The 18,842-nt window shown below is 44.1% G+C and carries 18 protein-coding genes, 1 tRNA gene and 1 rRNA gene; 16 read left to right on the top strand and 4 right to left on the bottom strand.

The window, feature by feature from the left end; translation table 11 throughout:
• Positions 1-104 precede the first annotated feature (104 nt).
• Positions 105-368, top strand: a complete 264-nt coding sequence (locus F9802_RS07930) for a DUF1871 family protein (RefSeq protein ID WP_152150716.1) — start codon at positions 105-107, stop codon at positions 366-368.
• Here the strand turns inward: F9802_RS07930 and F9802_RS07925 are convergent.
• A complete protein-coding gene (locus tag F9802_RS07925; protein WP_152150714.1) occupies positions 363-1,178 on the bottom strand; it encodes an alpha/beta fold hydrolase in 816 nt (271 codons plus the stop codon). The two genes, F9802_RS07930 and F9802_RS07925, sit on opposite strands and share 6 nt — an antisense overlap.
• Before the next feature lie 108 nt (positions 1,179-1,286).
• On the opposite strand from F9802_RS07925, the gene F9802_RS07920 reads away from it, so the two are divergent.
• The 6 genes from F9802_RS07920 to nhaC all read left to right on the top strand — a co-directional run bounded on the left by F9802_RS07920 (position 1,287) and on the right by nhaC (position 7,926).
• The gene (locus F9802_RS07920) at positions 1,287-1,787 is read left to right on the top strand and encodes an Lrp/AsnC family transcriptional regulator (protein ID WP_152150712.1); all 501 of its coding nucleotides are present in this window, start codon (positions 1,287-1,289) and stop codon (positions 1,785-1,787) included.
• The gene (locus tag F9802_RS07915; RefSeq protein WP_152150710.1) at positions 1,787-2,950 is read left to right on the top strand and encodes an aminotransferase; all 1,164 of its coding nucleotides are present in this window, start codon (positions 1,787-1,789) and stop codon (positions 2,948-2,950) included. Before F9802_RS07920 ends, F9802_RS07915 begins: the two co-directional genes overlap by 1 nt.
• A 118-nt stretch (positions 2,951-3,068) precedes the next feature.
• Positions 3,069-3,701, top strand: a complete 633-nt coding sequence (locus F9802_RS07910) for an NAD(P)H-binding protein (protein WP_191991806.1) — start codon at positions 3,069-3,071, stop codon at positions 3,699-3,701.
• 44 nt (positions 3,702-3,745) lie between these two features.
• Positions 3,746-5,350 (top strand): FMN-binding glutamate synthase family protein, encoded by a 1,605-nt coding sequence (locus tag F9802_RS07905; protein ID WP_152150706.1) that lies wholly within the window; start codon positions 3,746-3,748, stop codon positions 5,348-5,350.
• 370 nt (positions 5,351-5,720) lie between these two features.
• A complete protein-coding gene (gene yugI, locus F9802_RS07900; RefSeq protein ID WP_152150704.1) occupies positions 5,721-6,083 on the top strand; it encodes a S1 domain-containing post-transcriptional regulator GSP13 in 363 nt (120 codons plus the stop codon).
• A 403-nt stretch (positions 6,084-6,486) separates the two neighbouring features.
• Positions 6,487-7,926, top strand: coding sequence for a Na+/H+ antiporter NhaC (gene nhaC / locus F9802_RS07895; protein WP_263862292.1), 1,440 nt, complete (start codon positions 6,487-6,489; stop codon positions 7,924-7,926).
• 45 nt (positions 7,927-7,971) lie between these two features.
• Here the strand turns inward: nhaC and F9802_RS07890 are convergent, their stop codons facing one another.
• The gene (locus F9802_RS07890; protein WP_152150702.1) at positions 7,972-9,381 is read right to left on the bottom strand and encodes a sigma-54 interaction domain-containing protein; all 1,410 of its coding nucleotides are present in this window, start codon (positions 9,379-9,381) and stop codon (positions 7,972-7,974) included.
• 173 nt (positions 9,382-9,554) lie between these two features.
• Here F9802_RS07890 and F9802_RS19580 point away from each other — a divergent pair, with 173 nt between their 5' ends.
• The 5 genes from F9802_RS19580 to F9802_RS07870 all read left to right on the top strand — a co-directional run bounded on the left by F9802_RS19580 (position 9,555) and on the right by F9802_RS07870 (position 14,169).
• A complete protein-coding gene (locus tag F9802_RS19580; RefSeq protein ID WP_191991805.1) occupies positions 9,555-9,731 on the top strand; it encodes a hypothetical protein in 177 nt (58 codons plus the stop codon).
• A gap of 67 nt (positions 9,732-9,798) precedes the next feature.
• Positions 9,799-11,013: an ornithine--oxo-acid transaminase gene (locus F9802_RS07885; protein ID WP_152150700.1), complete on the top strand. Its 1,215-nt coding sequence runs from the start codon at positions 9,799-9,801 to the stop codon at positions 11,011-11,013.
• A gap of 31 nt (positions 11,014-11,044) precedes the next feature.
• Complete coding sequence (locus F9802_RS07880; protein ID WP_152150698.1) at positions 11,045-12,289, top strand: Glu/Leu/Phe/Val family dehydrogenase; 1,245 nt, start codon at positions 11,045-11,047, stop codon at positions 12,287-12,289.
• A 224-nt stretch (positions 12,290-12,513) separates the two neighbouring features.
• On the top strand, positions 12,514-13,677 hold the full coding sequence (locus F9802_RS07875) for an iron-containing alcohol dehydrogenase (RefSeq protein WP_152150696.1): 1,164 nt from the start codon (positions 12,514-12,516) through the stop codon (positions 13,675-13,677).
• Between the two features lie 87 nt (positions 13,678-13,764).
• The gene (locus tag F9802_RS07870) at positions 13,765-14,169 is read left to right on the top strand and encodes a YugN-like family protein (protein WP_152150694.1); all 405 of its coding nucleotides are present in this window, start codon (positions 13,765-13,767) and stop codon (positions 14,167-14,169) included.
• On the opposite strand, the gene F9802_RS07865 is transcribed toward F9802_RS07870, so the two are convergent.
• On the bottom strand, positions 14,159-15,151 hold the full coding sequence (locus F9802_RS07865; protein ID WP_152150692.1) for a potassium channel family protein: 993 nt from the start codon (positions 15,149-15,151) through the stop codon (positions 14,159-14,161). The two genes, F9802_RS07870 and F9802_RS07865, sit on opposite strands and share 11 nt — an antisense overlap.
• Before the next feature lie 101 nt (positions 15,152-15,252).
• Here F9802_RS07865 and F9802_RS07860 point away from each other — a divergent pair.
• Positions 15,253-15,325 (top strand) — tRNA-Ala (locus F9802_RS07860).
• A 625-nt stretch (positions 15,326-15,950) separates the two neighbouring features.
• Positions 15,951-16,181: a phage holin gene (locus tag F9802_RS07850; protein ID WP_152151322.1), complete on the top strand. Its 231-nt coding sequence runs from the start codon at positions 15,951-15,953 to the stop codon at positions 16,179-16,181.
• A gap of 457 nt (positions 16,182-16,638) precedes the next feature.
• Here F9802_RS07850 and F9802_RS07845 read toward each other — a convergent pair whose 3' ends face one another.
• The gene (locus tag F9802_RS07845; RefSeq protein WP_152150691.1) at positions 16,639-17,337 is read right to left on the bottom strand and encodes an MgtC/SapB family protein; all 699 of its coding nucleotides are present in this window, start codon (positions 17,335-17,337) and stop codon (positions 16,639-16,641) included.
• A gap of 107 nt (positions 17,338-17,444) precedes the next feature.
• On the opposite strand from F9802_RS07845, the gene F9802_RS07840 reads away from it, so the two are divergent.
• Complete coding sequence (locus F9802_RS07840) at positions 17,445-18,356, top strand: DMT family transporter (protein WP_152150689.1); 912 nt, start codon at positions 17,445-17,447, stop codon at positions 18,354-18,356.
• A gap of 370 nt (positions 18,357-18,726) precedes the next feature.
• Positions 18,727-18,842, top strand: a 16S ribosomal RNA gene (locus tag F9802_RS07835); the annotation flags it as partial.

The raw sequence follows: 18,842 nt of genomic DNA, 5'->3' as shown, positions 1-18,842 counted from the left end.
ACCATCCTGAAAAGTAATATATAATCATGTTAAAGTATTTGTAGCGGAAAGGGCAATGATTAACTTTTCCGTTTTTTAATTGATCAAAAAGGCAGGGGAAAGAAATGGACAAAGATATCAGAACGAACATCAAGTTTGGCCGCATTCTTAGGAAATGGGATCCGTTTAAAGTGGGCGGCGACTTTTATGATACAGAAACGGCGGATACCATTCAGGCTGTGCACCAGCTAGACGATGCGAACAAGCTGGCTCATAGAATTCAAGAAATTTACGAGTTTTCTTTTGAAAAAAAACTTCCGCTGGAAAGCTGCCAAAAAGTAGCTTTGCAGCTGCTGCAAGTAAAAAATGATGCAGCTTGTGAATTATAATCCAAGAATAAACGCCTTTATTAGCGCGGCTGTCTCCTCCGGTTTTTCTTCCGGCAGGAGATGGCCGGCTTTTTTTATGACCTCCAGGCAGCTGTTGGGCAAGTCGGCGGCGAGCTGCTTTCCTGTGCTCAGCGGTACAATGCGGTCATGCTCTCCCCAAATGAGCAGGCACGGCGTCTTTAGCTGGTGGATTTCTTCACTCGTCAAGTCCCCTTCCCGGTGGCGCAAAAAACGGGCAAGCCCGAGAAAAATATCTCTTTTTTCGAATGGAAGACTGTAGCCGTTGACCATTTCTTTATCAATTAACGATTGGTCAAAGACGACGTTTTTTAAATTTCCTTCTACGCCGCTTTTCTCTAGCCACCTCTTCACAAGCAGGTCAACGAACGGCATATAGCTCGCCGCAATTAAATGTTTTTTTGCTTTTGGAATATAGCCTGAGGCGCAAAGAAGCACGGCTTTATCGGCAATTCCGGGATGGTATTTCAACAAGTGCAGCACAAGCTGGCCGCCCATGGAATGGCCGGCGAGAGTGATAGGTCCGGAAGTAAGCTGGTTAATTAAATGAGCAATTGTTTTGGAAATGTTTTCATATGAATACACATAGCGCTTCGGTTTTTCACTCGCTCCAAACGGCGGCCAGTCCACGGCCAGCACGGAAAATTGCTCTGTTAACAGCGGAACGAGCTTTCGAAAACTGAAAGAAGAAGATAAAAAGCCATGCAGCAGCACAATCGTGCCAGCTGCGTCTGGATGCGGCGACCATTCATAAGAAAGGCGAATGCCGTTAACGGTTTCTTCTTTTTTCATGAAAAAAGCTCCTTTCTCAATAAATAAAAAAATATTTAAACAATTTCTTTAGTTCACAAGATTTTTTGTTATAATTGTATCATTTAATGAAAAAGTGGAGGAATTCTTGTGAAAATTACTAAAAAAGAGTTGGAAATCCTCGAGATTCTTGAAAAAGATGCCCGTTTAACGGCAGCCGATTTGAGCAAAATGATCGGTGAAGGGGAAGAAGAAACAAAAGCAATGATTCAACGGCTCGAAGAAGCGAAAGTGCTCGTCCATTATACCGCTCTTGTTGACTGGTCGAAAGTTGAAGCCCGCGAGAGGGTCACAGCGATGATTGATGTGAAAGTGACACCGAAGCGCGGAGTCGGTTTTAACGAAACAGCGGAAAGAATTTATCGTTTTAAAGAGGTCAGCTCTGTCTATTTAATGTCAGGCGCTTACGATTTATCGGTTACTGTCGAGGGACAATCGATGAACGAAGTGGCCCGGTTCGTATCAGAAAAATTATCTGTGCTGGATTCAGTTGTTTCTACAACGACTCATTTTCAGCTGAAAAAATATAAGCATGACGGCATCATCTTCGAAGAAAAGCAAAGTGATAATAGAATCGTGGTGTCTCCGTGATGCCAGTGACAAAAAGCTATATTGCTAAGTCCGTCGAAACGATGCGTCCATCCGGTATTCGTAAATTTTTTGATTTGGCTGCCGGAATGGAAGGAGTAATCTCCCTTGGAGTCGGTGAGCCTGATTTTGTTACTTCCTGGTCTGCACGTGAAGCAGCGATTCTTTCGCTGGAACGTGGGCATACGTCTTATACAGCCAACGCGGGATTGCTCGAGTTACGAGAAGAAATTGCTCGTTATGTCAGCGGCCGTTTTTACGTGCCTTATAATCCAAAAGAAGAGATCATTGTCACGGTCGGAGCAAGCCAGGCGATTGATTTAGCGCTGCGTGCCATTCTTGATCCTGGAGATGAAGTGATTGTCGTCGAGCCGTGCTTCGTTTCCTATACTCCTCTTGTCGAGCTGGCAGGCGGTAAGGCTGTAACTGTAGAAACGACTGGCGAGCAGCAATTTAAACTGCAGCCGGAAGCGCTTGAGCAGGCGATTACGCCGAAAACGAAAGCGCTGCTGCTTTGCTCGCCTAACAACCCGACCGGTGCCCAACTTGGCAGGGAAGATTTGCAAGCCATTGCCGCCATTGTCAAGCAGCACGATTTACTTGTTATTGCCGATGAAATTTACGCAGAACTTGCTTACGATGTTCCGCATACATCGATCGCAAGCTTGGACGGCATGAGAGAGCGGACCATCTTGATTAATGGTTTTTCCAAAGGGTTTGCGATGACTGGCTGGCGGCTCGGATTTATTTGCGCGCCGGGTGAACTTGCAGAGGCGATGCTGAAAATTCACCAGTATGCGATGATGTGCGCTTCAACTCCCGCCCAGTATGCAGCACTTGAAGCGCTGAAAACGGGCATGAGCGACGTCGAAGAAATGAAGAAAGATTATCGCCGGCGCCGCAACTACATCGTTCAGTCTTTTAATGAAATCGGGCTTGAGTGCCATCTGCCGGGCGGAGCGTTTTACGTCTTTCCTTCTATCCGGAACACGGGTTTGACGTCAGAGGAATTTGCTGAGTCGCTGTTAAGGGAAGAGAAAGTAGCTGTCGTACCAGGGTCTGTTTTTGGAAAAGGAGGAGAAGGGTTTATCCGCTGTTCGTATGCTTCGTCAATGGAGCAGCTCCAGGAAGCGGTAAAGCGGATTGGGCGTTTTGCAGGCAAGTAAAAAAAATAGAAAAGAAGGCGGCGAAAGCTGTCTTCTTTTTATTTTGCTGCCGGCGAGGGCAGGTTTTAAAAAAGCAAGGAGTGGAAAAGAAATGATAATTGTAAAAGGAGGGATACAGGTGAAAGTAATTGTTATCGGGGCAAACAGCCAGGTCGGTGAATTCGTCATTAAATGTTTGGCGGAAAATGGCTATCAATCCGTCGCTGTCATCAATGAAGAAAACAAAGTACCGGATATGAAAAAACTCGGAGCGACAGAAGTGAATGCCAATGGGCGGGGCGATTTTTCCGCTGCTTATTCGGGTTGCGCTGCTGCCATCTTTATTTCTGACTCTAGTCCGAATACAGGATCGGACAAGACCGTTTTAGTCGATCAGCGTGCTGTCATTGACGCCGTCAAAGATGCGAAGCAAAACGGGGTCAGGCGCTTTGTGATGATGAGTGCGATTCGGGCGGATGAAAGCTCAGGAGGAAGCGCTGAAACGATCGGTGCTAAGCATATGCCGGATGAGCTGCTCAGACAAGAAGAACTCGCGTACACTATTATCCGGCCGGCCGAAATGACAGATGAACCTGGCAGAGGAACGGTAGCTGTTGCTGCCTCTCTTGCGGAAAATGGCGGGACCATTCCCCGGCAGGATGTTGCTTCTGTCTTGGTGGCTGTACTTGAGAATGAAATGGCTTTCAATAAAACATTTGATGTATCCGGGGGAGATACGCCAATTCGCGAGGCGCTGCAAGCTCTCAAGTAAATATCAATCTTGTCTTTCGCAAATAGATACAAAGGGGGATTTCCATGAGTTTAACGTCTGTAATTACTGCTCTTATTGTTTTTATCGTGCTGGCAATTGTTGTGCCCGTTTGTTTCTTTTTATATTTATACGTTAAAGACGACAGGCAGAAGCAGCATGCGATTTTGCGCAACTTTCCAGTGATCGGAAAAGTCCGCTATTTGACCGAACATATAGGACCGGAACTCCGGCAGTATTTATTCGATAACGATAATGAAGCGAAGCCTTTTTCGAGAAAAGAGTACCAGGATATCGTAAAAGCGGGCAAGTACAATGAACGGCTGATCGGCTTCGGCTCTAAGCGTGATTTTAATGAAGAAGGCTTTTATATCCGCAATACATTATTCCCGAAACAGCGCGATGAAATGAAAGTCGATAATACAGAAAAAATTAAAACGAGAGTATACAAGGTGGATTCAGATAATTTATTTACTCGTAAAGAGCACGGGGAGGAGAGGCTGATTGATCCGTATTATTTACGGGATGAAGATGCGGTCATCATCGGCGGGGAAAGGTGCCGCCACCCTTTTAAAGTAAAAGGATTAATTGGCCAGTCTGGTATGAGTTACGGGGCGCTCGGTGAAAGAGCGATTACGGCGATGTCCAAAGGCTTAGGGCTTGCCGGGGGAACATGGATGAATACCGGAGAAGGCGGTTTGTCGGAGTATCATCTCGAAGGTGGTCCCGATATGATTATGCAGATTGGTCCCGACTTATTTGGCGTACGTAAGCCGAGCGGAGAGTTTTCATGGGAAGAATTTAAAAGAAAAAGTGAAATGGAAAAAGTGAAAGCCTTTGAATTAAAGCTGGCTCAAGGAGCAAAAACACGGGGCGGCCACGTGGAAGGGGAAAAGGTAACGGAAAAAATTGCCGCAATTCGCCTTGTGGAACGGGGGAAAACAATTAACAGTCCAAACCGGTTTTACGAATTTGATGACGTCCCATCGATGTTTAATTTTATTGAACAATTACAATCTGTCGGCGGCAAGCCGGTTGGTATTAAAATTGTCGTCGGTGACCTGGACGCGCTGGAAAATATGGTTTCCTACATGAAAGAAAGCGGGAAGGGCCCTGATTTTATTACAGTAGATGGCGGAGAAGGTGGAACGGGTGCGACGTTTCAAGAGCTCGCCGATACAGTCGGTCTGCCAATTATGTCCGGTTTGCCGGTCTTGGATGAAATGCTGAGAAGGTATGAAATTCGCGACAGAGTGAAATTAATTGCCTCTGGAAAGCTAATTACGCCTGATAAAATAGCGGTCGCTCTTGCGATGGGAGCCGATCTCGTCAATATTGCCCGCGGGTTTATGATCAGTGTCGGCTGCATTATGGCGCAGGTGTGTCATACAAATACGTGTCCGGTCGGAGTAGCGACAACCGATGAAAAGCTGCAGGACGGCTTAATTGTTGAAGAAAAACATTACCGCGTATGTAATTATGTTGTTTCGCTTCGAGAAGGATTGTACAATTTAGCTGCTGCTGCTGGCATTGACTCACCAACGAAGTTTGAGCGGAAACATATTGTTCATAAAGATGAACTCGGCCGGCTGTCGCCGCTTGAAGACATCATTATTGCCGCGGAACGGGCCCAGCGAAAAAAAGAAGCTTAAAGTGCGTATTCAAATTCTCCAGGTATGTTAAACAACTTCATAAAAAAGAAGGCAGCCATTTCGGCTGCCTTCTCTAGTCAGGGGGAGAATAGGGAATGTTGCTTAATTTAGTAGTTCCCCGTTTATCCAGAGTTTATTCCTATTTCATTAAAATAATCCAAAAGATTGTAGAATCACTAAAATAATAGCGGCTGGCGCAATGGATTTTACCATACACTCCAGCGTTTGAAACTGGGCTTCCTTAAACTTTTTGTCCTCTTTTTTGAACACGCACTATGTAGAGAAAAGTGAGATGTTTAGAAATTCATAAGTAAATGTGTTATAATTTTGTGATGCGTAGATAATGAAATTAATATTTAGGAGTGTTTGGATGGGAAATCAAATTGAACAAGGGCAGATTATCACAGGCAAAGTAACAGGAATTCAGCCTTATGGCGCGTTTGTCGCATTGGATAACGGCACACAGGGGCTTGTCCATATTTCAGAGATAACTCACGGATTTGTAAAGGATATTCATGAGCACCTTCAAGTGGGCGAAGAAGTAAAAGTGAAGGTCATGTCTATTAACAAAGACGAGGGGAAAATCAGCCTGTCGATCCGGGCAACGGAAGAAGCGAAGCCAGCTGCCGCACAGCCGGCCCGCCGCCTGAAAATCGATGAAAACAGCGAAGGATTTAACACATTAAAAGACAAGTTGCAAGAATGGATCGACCAATCTGGAGAAAACAAATAAAGCAGTAAAAAAGCATGAGCGCATAAAGCGTTCATGCTTTTTTACTGCTTAGGAAACTATAAAATAATCGCACGGGGGATCACTTTGCTAATGAGGCGGGTCTGTGTCTAGCTCTTCCTCCTTGGGGCTCGAGATCATATGCCAATCTGGCTGTGCGGCTAAAAGCGCCGCTTCGCCAGCTTGTCATATGCTTGTTGCCCCAGGGCAGTCGGCTTCGCTTTTCATCCTGTCCAGCTTCAGCGCCTAGCCCCTCGAGGCGCTTACGCATTTGTTCCTTTCTACAAAAATAAAGATGTGCAAATGGACAAATCTGTGTATAATGAAGTTTGAAAATTCGGATTAATTTTAAAGTTGAAAATGAGAGAACTGTAACGCGGCTGATTTTGAAAAAGGGGGAGAAAAAGTGAAAGAAAAACAACAAGATATTCAAATTCCATTCACTTTGGCTATTATTCCTATGATCGTGATGGTCGGAATTATGGCAGTCACAATCATTAAATTTGAAGGAAGTCCTCACGTTCCTCTTCTCGTTGGTGCGGCTGCAGCGGCTTTTATTGCCTGGAAACTCGGTTATAAATGGGAAGTAATTGAAGAAGGAGCGTACAATGGGATCCGCCTCGCTTTGCCTGCTATTCTAATCATTATTATGGTCGGGCTGACAATCGGTGCCTGGATTGGCGGCGGCATTGTAGCAACGATGATCTATTACGGTTTAAAGATTATTACTCCCTCTTTATTTTTAGTGTCGATCAGTGTTATTTGTGCGATCGTTTCACTAGCTATCGGCAGTTCGTGGTCGACGATGGGGACGATTGGCGTAGCGGGAATGGGCATTGGCATAAGTATGGGCATACCGGCGCCGATGGTCGCGGGCGCGATCATTTCGGGTTCATATTTCGGTGATAAAATGTCGCCGCTGTCTGATACGACCAACCTAGCTGCCGGTATTACGGGAACAGAATTATTCGATCATATTAAGCACATGTTTTACACAACGATTCCCGGGATGGGGCTAGCTCTTATCGTTTACTTTTTTCTTGGCCGGAAATTTTCCAGTTCAGCAGTCGATGCAGAAAAAATCAATGGTGTAATGGAAGTATTGCAAGACAGCTTTGTTATTTCTCCGTGGCTCCTGCTCGTTCCGGTGGCGGTCGTCGTCTTAGTCGTCAAAAAAGTAACAGCTGTTCCGGCACTTGCAGCTGGAATCTTCCTTGGTTGGGCGTGTCATGCTTTTGTCCAGGGAGCACCGCTCGCAGAAGCGGTTAACACTCTCCACGATGGCTTTGTAATCGAAACGGGAAATCAAATGGTGGACGACTTGTTTAACCGCGGCGGCATTGATTCAATGATGTACACAGTTTCACTTGCCATTATTGCAATGACATTTGGCGGAGTAATGGAACGGACCGGCATGCTGAAAGCGATTGTCCACCAGATTTTAAAGGTGGCCCGTTCGGCTGGCAGCCTGATTACCGCAACGATTACTTCTGCCTTTTTAACGAACGCAACGGCTTCCGAGCAATACGTTTCGATTCTTTTACCGGGGCGGATGTACGTAAAAGCTTACCGGGATAAAAAGCTGCACTCAAAAAACTTATCGCGCGCGCTTGAAGATGGCGGAACGATCACGTCTGCACTCGTGCCCTGGAATACGTGCGGTGTATTTATTTTAGCCACGCTCGCTGTCCATCCGTTTGCTTATGCGCCGTATGCCGTGATGAATTATGCCGTACCGCTGCTTGCGATTTTAATGGCGTTTCTTGGCTGGAAAGTGGAGTACTTAACAGATGAACAAGTAAAAGAACTAGAAGCAAAAGAAGCGGAACAGACGGAAACCGCATAATATAAAAGGGAGTTCCTCGTTACAGGAGCTCTTTTTTACGTCAATTCATGAGTCATCACTTTTTCCAATATTGTATTTTCGAATGCGGTATTGCAGGTTTTGCCGGCTCATCCCTAGAGCTTTAGCTGTCTTTGTCACGTTGAAATTATGATGTTGCAGCGCTTTTTTAATATAATACGTTTCTGCTTCATGAATATAATCATCCAAAGGCAAAATGGTTTTGCCAGGCTGGTAAAGAAATCCTTCAATTTTTTCTAAATCGTTCGTCCGGCCGCCGCTCCCTGATTTATAGCGAAACTGGATAGGAAGGTGGCCGAATGAGAGCGTTTCCTCATGTTCCATTAAGTTCATGGCGCCTTCGATGACGTGCTCTAATTCACGAATATTGCCCGGCCAGTCATATTCAAGAAAATAACTTTTTACTTCTTTATCGATAGAGCTGACTTTCATGCCGAATAGATGGTTATACTTTTCGGTGAAAAAGGAAGTGAGTTCATCGATGTCTTCTTTTCTTTCCCTCAGCGGTGGAATAAAAATGGAAATAACGCTTAAACGATAATACAAATCTTTTCTTAGCTTGCCAGCCGCAATCGCGTCAATCGGATCTTCGCTGATAGTGGCAAGAACGCGGACGTCAATGGGGATGTCTTTCGTTCCCCCTGCGCGGCGCACTTTTTTCTCCTGGATGACCTGCTGCAGTCTCATTTGCAGAGAAGGGCTTAATGAGTCAATTTCATCAAGCAAAACAGTGCCGCCATCCGCCTGTTCCAACAACCCTGGCCGGCCTTCTGTTTCACCTTGTTCTTCCGTGCCGAACAGCAGCGTTTCCATAAAGGTATCTGGCAGGGCAGCGCAATTTTGAGCAAGGAACGCTTTAGCGGACCGGGAACTGCCGTTGTGAATGCTGTGTGCAAACAGCTCTTTGCCCGTTCCGGCTTCACCGATGATTAAGACGGAAGAGGCGGTAGGGGCAGCCCGCTTGCTCGTTTCAACTGCTTCTTTCAGTCGTTCGTTTTGACCGAGAATTTGATCAAACGTATAAGGGGCGTGCCCTTTTTTGTATATGTTTTCCTGAATCATTTTTTCCAGTTTTGTTACATCTTTAGCAATTTCAACGGCACCGGTGATCAAGCCATTCTCTTGAATCGGAAACGTATGGTTGATCGTTGTGATTTCCTGGCCTTTGTTGTTAAAGTAGGTTTGCTTTACATTCTGTATGCTTTCCCCGTTGTTCAGCGCTCGCAGCAAGGTGCTTTCGTCGGCAGAGCCGAAGCGGAAAACATCAAGCAAGTTTTTATCGAGTACATCATTAATATTCATTCCTTCAATTTCCCGCATTTTTTTATTATAAATAATTGTTTTTCCAGTGGAATCAATGACGTGGATACCAAGATCCACTTTTTCTACGACTTCTTTATACATCGTTAACAGTGATTCTAAATTTTTAGCAATCATAAAACCCCCCCTTTTTTTCAAATATATCTTTATATTAGGAAAAACCACTTGAAAAAAGCAATAAAATTTTGCATCATTATAAATGTAAAAGATTTTTATTGCAAAAAATATTTGCGCTCAAACGTAGTCATCGTTTCAAAATAATGATTAATCATTTTGAAGGGGGAAATATATTGATTCCATATAAACACGAACCGTTCAATGATTTTTCAAGCGAAACGGGCTGCTTTGTTCAGCCGGCGATCATTGCCGATTTCGATCCCAAGGCGCGCCTAATACAGGGGGAAACCTTTAGCCTGGATTACTTGCAGCTGCACATGCAAGCAAAAACAACGTCTGAAACGTTTTAATCATAGACTAAGGTAGTAAGGGTCTCCGATTGGGAGATCTCTGAAAGTGAAAACAGGGGGGAAAACGATGGTTAAATTAATCCGTTCACAAGAAATTATTAAACAAACAGAACAGTACGGAGCGCAAAACTATCATCCGCTGCCAATTGTTATTTCTGAAGCAGAAGGTGTTTGGGTGAAAGATCCAGAGGGGAATAAGTACATGGATATGCTCAGTGCCTATTCAGCTGTGAACCAGGGACACCGCCATCCGAAAATTATTCAGGCATTAAAAGACCAGGCAGATCGGGCAACTTTAACGTCCCGTGCGTTTCATAACGACCAGCTCGGCCCTTGGTGCGAAAAGATTTGTCAATTATCGAACAAAGAAATGGCCCTTCCAATGAATACTGGAGCGGAAGCGGTAGAAACAGCGATGAAGGCAGCGCGCCGCTGGGGATACGATATAAAAGGCATTCAAGATGGCCAATCTGAAATTATTGCTTGCGAAGATAACTTCCATGGTCGTACAATGGGAGCAGTATCGTTGTCATCTGATGCGGAATACAAACGCGGCTTTGGACCGATGCTGCCGGGCATCAAACTCGTGCCATACGGTGATCTTGATTCTCTTAAAGCAGCCATCACGCCAAATACGGCCGCTTTTATCGTTGAGCCCATTCAAGGAGAAGCTGGAATTAACATCCCGCCGGCCGGTTATTTAAAAGCGGCTTACGAGCTTTGTAAAGAAAATAATGTTATGTTTATAGCGGACGAAATTCAAGCGGGGCTTGCCCGTTCAGGAAAAATGTTTGCCTGCGAATGGGAAGGCTTTGAGCCGGATATGTATATTCTCGGTAAAGCGCTTGGAGGTGGTGTCTTCCCCATTTCTTGCGTAGTGGCGAATAAAGATATCCTTGGTGTATTTAACCCGGGATCGCACGGTTCCACTTTTGGCGGCAATCCACTGGCTTGTGCTGTGTCGCTTGCAGCTCTAGAAGTGCTCGAAGAAGAAAAGCTGGCTGAGCGTTCTCGAGAATTAGGAGACTATTTTCTGGGTAAGCTGAAAGAGATTAATAATCCAATTATTAAAGATGTACGAGGCAGAGGTTTATTTATCGGCGTGGAACTAAGTGAGCCGGCACGTAAGTATTGTGAAGCGCTGAAAGAAGAGAGCTTGCTTTGTAAAGAAACTCATGACACGGTGATTCGTTTTGCTCCGCCACTCGTTATCTCAAAAGAAGAGCTGGATTGGGCGATCGAACGAATTCAACAAGTGCTGGGTACGACTGGCACAAACTAATGATTAAATAATAAAAGAGGCGAATTTCAAAATGGCGGAAAATCTAAATTTATTCACATCAACTCAGAATGTCATTAAGGAAGCTTTGACAAAATTGGGTTACACGGAGGAAATGTATGAACTCCTGAAAGAGCCGCTGCGCATGTTGACGGTCCGTATACCTGTGCGCATGGATGATGGTTCTACAAAAGTATTTACCGGGTATAGAGCACAGCACAACGACGCGGCTGGTCCTTCCAAAGGCGGCGTGCGCTTTCATCCGGACGTGAATGAAGAAGAAGTGAAAGCATTAGCAATGTGGATGACTCTCAAAGCAGGGATTGTTGACTTGCCATACGGCGGAGGAAAAGGCGGAGTCGTGTGCGATCCGCGCCAAATGTCAATGGGAGAAGTAGAACGTCTGAGCCGCGGCTACGTCCGTGCCATCAGTCAGATGGTTGGCCCGACGAAAGACATTCCAGCTCCGGACGTTTATACGAACTCGCAAATCATGGCGTGGATGATGGATGAGTACAGCCGAATCCGCGAATTTGACTCTCCTGCCTTTATTACGGGGAAACCGCTCGTGCTGGGTGGTTCACATGGACGGGAAAAAGCGACAGCGGAAGGCGTAACCATTTGTATTAAAGAAGCGGCGAAAAAGCGCGGCATTGATATTGAAGGCGCACGCATCGTCATTCAAGGGTTTGGTAATGCGGGCAGCTTCTTATCCAAATTTTTGCATGATGCTGGAGCGAAAGTAATCGGAATTTCCGATGCGTATGGCGCTCTGCATGATCCGAACGGACTTGATATCGATTATTTACTCGACCGTCGGGACAGCTTTGGCACGATCACTACTTTGTTTGACAATACGATCACGAATCAAGAATTGTTAGAGGTGGATTGTGATATTTTAGTGCCGGCAGCGATTTCTAATCAAATTACGGGAGAAAATGCGGCAAATATTAAAGCATCCATTGTGGTAGAAGCGGCTAACGGCCCGACTACACTGGAAGCGACTAAAATATTGACAGAACGTGGTATTCTGCTCGTTCCAGATGTGCTCGCAAGCTCGGGGGGAGTGACGGTTTCTTACTTCGAGTGGGTACAGAATAACCAGGGATATTACTGGACAGAAGAAGAAGTAGGCGAAAAACTTCATACAACGTTGATTAACGCCTTTAACAACATTTATGAAACAGCCCAAACACGCGGAGTAAATATGCGTCTGGCCGCTTATATGGTCGGTGTCCGCAGAACAGCAGAAGCTTCTAAGTTCAGAGGATGGGTATAATTAGATAAAAAACCAAAAAGAACAGCCTCCATCATACAAGGCCGGTGAATATTCACCGGCCTTGTCTTTATGTATAAAAGGAAGTGAAGTGCGGGGCGCAGGCTCACTAGTGTGACAATATTAGTATGCGCCGCTGTTTCGCTTCTATACATCGGGCGGCAGATCTTGATTTTTTGAAAAACTCAAATGAATACATAATAATAAAAAGCAAGGAGGGGGAAGAAATGAATCGGTTTATTCAATACAACCCGGTTAAATGGATTTTTGGAAAAGGATCCATGAAAAGACTAGAGGCGGAGGTTGCCGGTTACGGCAAGAATATACTCGTTGTGTATGGCGGGGGCAGTATAAAAAAGAACGGTTTACACGATGAGGTTACGGGAAAGTTGAACGCAATGGAAGCGCGTGTCTTTGAATTACCGGGGGTGGAACCAAATCCGCGGCTTTCTACTGTCCACAAAGGAGTCGAGATCTGCCGAAAAGAAAACATCGATTTTGTTTTAGCTGTGGGCGGCGGGAGTGTCATTGATTGCGCCAAAGCCATTGCGGCCGGCGCTAAATATAACGGCGATGTTTGGGATCTTATTTTGCGGGGAGAATCAATAGAAGAGGCGTTGCCGATCGGCACGGTGCTTACTTTAGCAGCGACCGGATCTGAAATGAACGCAGGGCTTGTCATTACAAACGAAGAGACGAATGAAAAAATCAGCTGGCACAGCCAGCATTTGTTTCCTAAATTTTCAATTTGTGACCCGGCTTATTCGGTTACGGTCCCCCATGACCAAACGGTTTTTGGAATCGTGGATATTATGTGCCATATTCTTGAGCAGTACTTTCACAACGGAGAGAAGGCTGATTTGCAAGATAGCTTTAGTGAAATCACGCTGAAGAAGATAATAGAGACGGCCCCGCTGCTTTTGAAAGATCTCGAAAATGAGGATCACCGTGCTAAGGTCATGTATGCGGGAACGATTGCTTTAAACGGCACGCTGCAATCAGGGTATCGCGGCGACTGGACCGCTCACATAATTGAACACGCGGTATCCGGTGTATATGACATTCCTCATGCCGGCGGGCTGGCCATTTTGTTTCCGAACTGGATGGAATACACGCTGGAAGCCCATCCGGCTCGTTTTAAACAATTGGCTGTCCGTGTATTGGGAGTCGATGACGCAGGCAAGTCCGATGTAGAAGCCGGCTTTGAAGGTATTAGAGCTCTGCGGCAGTTTTGGACAAGCCTCGGAGCGCCGGCACGCCTTGCTGATTACGGTATTGACAGCAGCCGCTTTGGAGAGATAGCGGATCAAGCTATGCTGCGCGGCGAATTCGGCCGGTTCTATCCAATGAATAGAAACCGAGTGCTAGATATTTTACAAGCATCACTTTAATGAATGAAATGAAAAAAATTCCGCGGCAAAAAACGCGGGATTTTTTTATTGTTGGAGATGCTATAGAAAAAGAGAGGGGATGAGCTTATGATTGAACTATCTTCTGCATTAGAAGGAAAAAGCTTTAATTTATATGAACTAGAACAAAAACTAAAGCCGCTTGGCTATTCAATCGGCGGCAATTGGGATTATGACCACGGCTTCTTCGATTATAAAATTAACGCTGAAGAGGGGTACCAATTTTTGCGCCTTCCTTTCACCGCCATAGACGGCCAGCTTGACTCGCCGGGCGTGACAGTAGAGTTTGGCACGCCGTTTGTCCTGGCCCATGTTTATGAGCGGGGACTTGATGATTTCGCTTCTTCAGGAAACATCGGAGGAGCGTTCAACCAATTTTCCGAGCCGGAAGACCCGGATGCGGAAATAAAAGAAAGATATGTGATATCCGGGAAGCGGCTGCTTGAAGAAGCGGAAAAAACGCTTAATGTTTAATAACGAGCAATTTATCTGAAGTCTTTATTTCAATAGAGAGCGGGGGATTGATCATCGTTTCCTCCGCTCTTTGAATGCCGATCAGCAGCGTGCGCTCTTGGAGAAGAAGAACGGCGAGCTCTCCGAATGTCGTATTGTTCCATTCTTCCAGCGGTTCCATCGATTTTAAATGTCCTCCATTTAACGGGTTAAGTAATTGCTTAAGTGATTTTGAAGCGCCTTCTTGATGAAGACTGTTCAGCATGACGGAGCTTGCATGTTTATTTGTTTCGATCACTTCGTCCGCTCCTGCCCGCTCAGCATTGATGACTTGATCGTTCGTTAAAATTTCGACTATGCAATGAAGAGTGTGATTGCTGCCTTTCATCGCCACCAGTGATAATATTGAGTTCATATCGGCATGCATTTCATTTTTATTTTGATCAGATGTAATTAAAGCGATTGCTGCATCCTTTAAATTTGCTTTTTTTAATATTTCATCTCTGTAAGGGGCGCCCTGAATAAAGTGCACCGTTTTTTCTGAGTAAGGATTGGCTCTTAACGAATCATCGATAAGCACAATGTGGCGGGAAAAAGGCATCGCTTGCAAATGATCGATAATCTCTTTTGTTCGCTCATTCCAGCCGACGATGATTAAATGATTTTTATTCGTATAAACTGCTTTTCCTTCACGCAGGGAATTTTGCGAGGTCACGGCAACAGCGGCAAGATTAATGAAATAGGCAGATAAAAAACCCGCGCCGGCAAAGATTAGTCCGATTCCAAGCAGTCGTCCGGCTGTTGTTTTAGGAGCATAATCACCGAACCCGACCGTAGAGGCTGTAACGACAGCCCACCAGATTCCTTCGAAAATGGTGGGAAACGTTTTCGGTTCAATAAAGTGGACAGCTGTTCCGAAAGAGACGATAAAAAAGACAGCGATCCCAAATATTCGGACTAAAATAGGAGCTTCAATGAATTTATAATAAGCTGATTGGAGCATTTGGAGTTTCCTCCTCGATTATATTTTTTGAAAATTCTTTCTTTTTGTAAAGGTATTGCTATTTCAATTGAATTGAATATAATATTAATAGAACGTTGAACGGGGCATTAGCTCAGCTGGGAGAGCGCTACACTGGCAGTGTAGAGGTCAGCGGTTCGAGCCCGCTATGCTCCATTACTTAAACCCTTGCTATGCAAGGGTTTTTCTTATGTTCAAAAAGATCGTGCAGCCGGATATATCGGACTCCAACTCTTTTCGCAAATCGCTGCGACCAGGTAAAGAGGGGTGTCGGATAAAAGTGGGTTCCATCAATATTGCAAAACAGCCACTCCCGTTCTTTTTCTACCCAATCCTCACCAGCCTTCAACCTTTCTTTTTGCAACTGATGAATATAATGTTTTAATTCCAAAGAAACGGAAGCAGGCAAAGAAATCAATCGCTCAGATGCATCACTTTTTATATCATTAATGACAGGTTTTCCATTTTTGCCGCGAACAATCGCCTGATCGATAAAAATTTCTTGCTTTTCGAAATTAATTTTAGCTAATTCAATCCCCAGCAGTTCACTTCTCCTTTGGTTAAAATTATAACTTTCCTGCTATTTGTCGACAAAAAACAGTGACAGTCATGAAGACGGGTGAGAAAAAGGGAGCTCCTCCACCTATCCGCCCATCACTTGTTAAAAAGAGCGGAATATACTGTAGAAGCAAAGAAAGATATAAAAATTAAGCGGCTTAATACGCAGGAAAAAATCATCCTCAGAACAGCTGGCGGAAATGGAGGAGGAGTTCAATTGAAAATGGAAACGGGAACGATCGTGCGGACGGTCATACTTTTTGTTGCTCTCATTAATCAGGGCTTGGCAGCATTCGGTTATTCAATATTGCCATTCAGCGACGAAGAAATTGATTTGTTTGTATCGACGGTAATCACGGTGATAACAGCAGTTGTTGCTTGGTGGAAAAACAACAACATTACTCGTAAGGCTCGGAGAAATGAAGAATATTTGAAACAGAAAAAGATGAAATAATGAAAACAAACGTAAAATTTATTGACGGCTTGCCGAATAGTACGTTAAATATGAATAAGTAGAGCCCCTTTCTTATAAGAAAGGGGCTCTACTTATAGAAAATGTGTGAAGAATGGGATTTTGTTAAGGATGCTTTTATACTTGTGCATGAAAAAAGATGAAAAGTTTGTTTTATTCATTGTTAAAGCTTTTGAATCAGCAGAAATGAGACAGACAATTCTTTTTTTCTCTCCTCGTCTGTAAAAACATTCACCCTGCAAAAAACATAATCGCAATAATAACTGCTGAAAGAATCGACCCTCCTGTAAGCCGCGTCCATTTTGTTGTCATACAATTCCCCTTTCTATTATTTATTTCCGTATAAGTCCCTCTTCTATATATTCCCTGATTTACAGAAAATATCCTTGTTATTTTTAAAAATTATGATGCCATATGGGATGAAAGTGTATTTGCTTGCTTATAAGCTTTCTATCTCAATGTTTTCGACGTATGGAATTTCAGTGATCGTATAATAAACTTCTGTTGTTTGCCGCTTGAAATTGACTGCGACCTGCAGTTCGAGTAGATGAGCCTGCTCTTCTTTTAAATCTTTAATACGCAGGCCGGAAACAAAAATATCTTCTTTTTCGATATTTTTAATGACCTCGTTAATATGATCTTTATTTTTGATCGACATTTTTAGAAGTAAATTTTTCTCCTGGAGACTGGAAGGACCGAATACAAAAAAAACCATTGGGATGATTTCTACGCTGAAAATTAATAAAGCTACACCGGCGATGGCTTCAGCATAAAATCCGGCTCCGACAACGATTCCGATTCCGGCTGCTCCCCAAATCATAGCGGCCGTAGTTAAGCCTGAAATGCTGTCGTTGCGGCGGTGCAAAATGACACCGGCGCCGAGAAATCCGATACCGGAAACGATTTGTGCTGCGAGACGAAGAGGGTCCATCGTGATATTAATATCGCCGCTTCCTGGTGATTTATAAGCAGATTCCATCGAAACGATTGTCAACAGGCAGCTGACGATAGAAATGACGAGACTCGTCTTTAATCCGACCGGTTTTCTTTTCAGTTCGCGTTCTAACCCAATAATTAAACCTAGTATGGAAGAAAGGCCTAATTTTAATAGAATTTCCACATCAAATAGCCATTCCATATCTGCACCTTCTTTCATTCGCTGGCAATATGGCAAAGCAAGCTTTATTATTGTAAATGGTTTTTATTTTTAATGAACACATCTAGAAGTATTGGGGGAGACCGTCTATGGATAGTCCAAAAATCAATCCTTACGCTGTGCTGCTGATTGGCGTTCTTTCTGTTTCCACGTCAGCCATATTCGTGAAGCTTTCATCAGCCGACGCAGGTATCATCGCTTTTTACCGCCTTCTATTTACGGTTTTACTAATGGCACCTCTGTTTCTTTTTAAATATGTGGGGGAGTTGAAAGCTGTTTCGAGAAGAGATTGGATCTTTTCTCTTATTGCTGGTATTTTTTTAGCGTTTCATTTTATTCTATGGTTCGAATCCTTGAATTACACCTCAGTGGCGAGCTCGACCGTGCTTGTTACTTTGCAGCCGCTGTTTGCTTTTGCTGGTACGTACTTTATTTTTAAAGAACGGTTTACATTGGGGGCGTTAACCGGAGGGGCAGTGGCTATTGCAGGAAGCTTTATTATTGGCTGGGGAGATTTCCAAGTGAGCGGTCAGGCTCTTTATGGTGATATACTTGCCCTTGCTGCCTGCGCGCTCATTACTGGTTATTTGTTGTTCGGACAGACGATTCGCAAACGAATGTCTCTCATGACATATACGTTTATCGTCTATTTCAATTGTACGGTTGTGCTTTTTTTCTATGTCTTAATTAAGCAGGAATCATTTTATCCTTATCCAGTTAATGAATGGATCAACTTTTTGATGCTGGCCATTATCTCTAATTTGCTCGGGCATACGCTGTTTAACTGGTCACTCAAATACATCAGTACCTCATCTATATCTATGGCGATTTTGTTAGAACCGGTTGGGGCCAGTATCCTTGCCTGGTGGCTGCTTGAGGAAAAAGTAATGGCTGCCCAATTTATAGGCGGAGCGATTGTATTATCAGGTCTTTTGCTTTTTGTCGCGGATCCGAAAAAGATTAAAAGCATGCTTCATAAACGAAAGCAGCGAGTGCATTAATAGTGAGGTAAGTTACAGTTATACTTCAGGGGGAGCGGTCTTGGCTCTTCCTTTTGTCTTTGTAAAAATAAGTTATTCAAAAAATGTTTTCAAAGAATGCCGGGAAGTGCTAGAATGAAAACGTTGTTATTTTTGGAATAGAATAATCCAAATAACTTTTTAAAACTTTTTCAGAAAAACACTTGCTATCGTTTTGATCCCGTGATATATTATTACTTGTCCGAAAGACAGAAACGAAAAAGTTTTTGACAGGGCAAACTGAGTGTGCTATAGTATTGAAACGCACTTAAGGAAATTGATCTTTGAAAACTGAACAAAATACATGCCAGTAAGTTAATTCTTATTTTTAAACATGAGCTATGCAAACATCTTTTTGGAGAGTTTGATCCTGGCTCAGGACGAACGCTGGCGGCGTGCCTAATACATGCAAGTCGAGCGGACTTGACTGGAGCTTGCTCCAGTTCAAGTTAGCGGCGGACGGGTGAG

This window comes from Bacillus aerolatus (assembly GCF_009183655.1).
GTDB classification, from domain to species: Bacteria; Bacillota; Bacilli; order Bacillales; family Domibacillaceae; genus Pseudobacillus; species Pseudobacillus aerolatus.
This window is presented reverse-complemented; position numbering and strand designations above follow the sequence as displayed.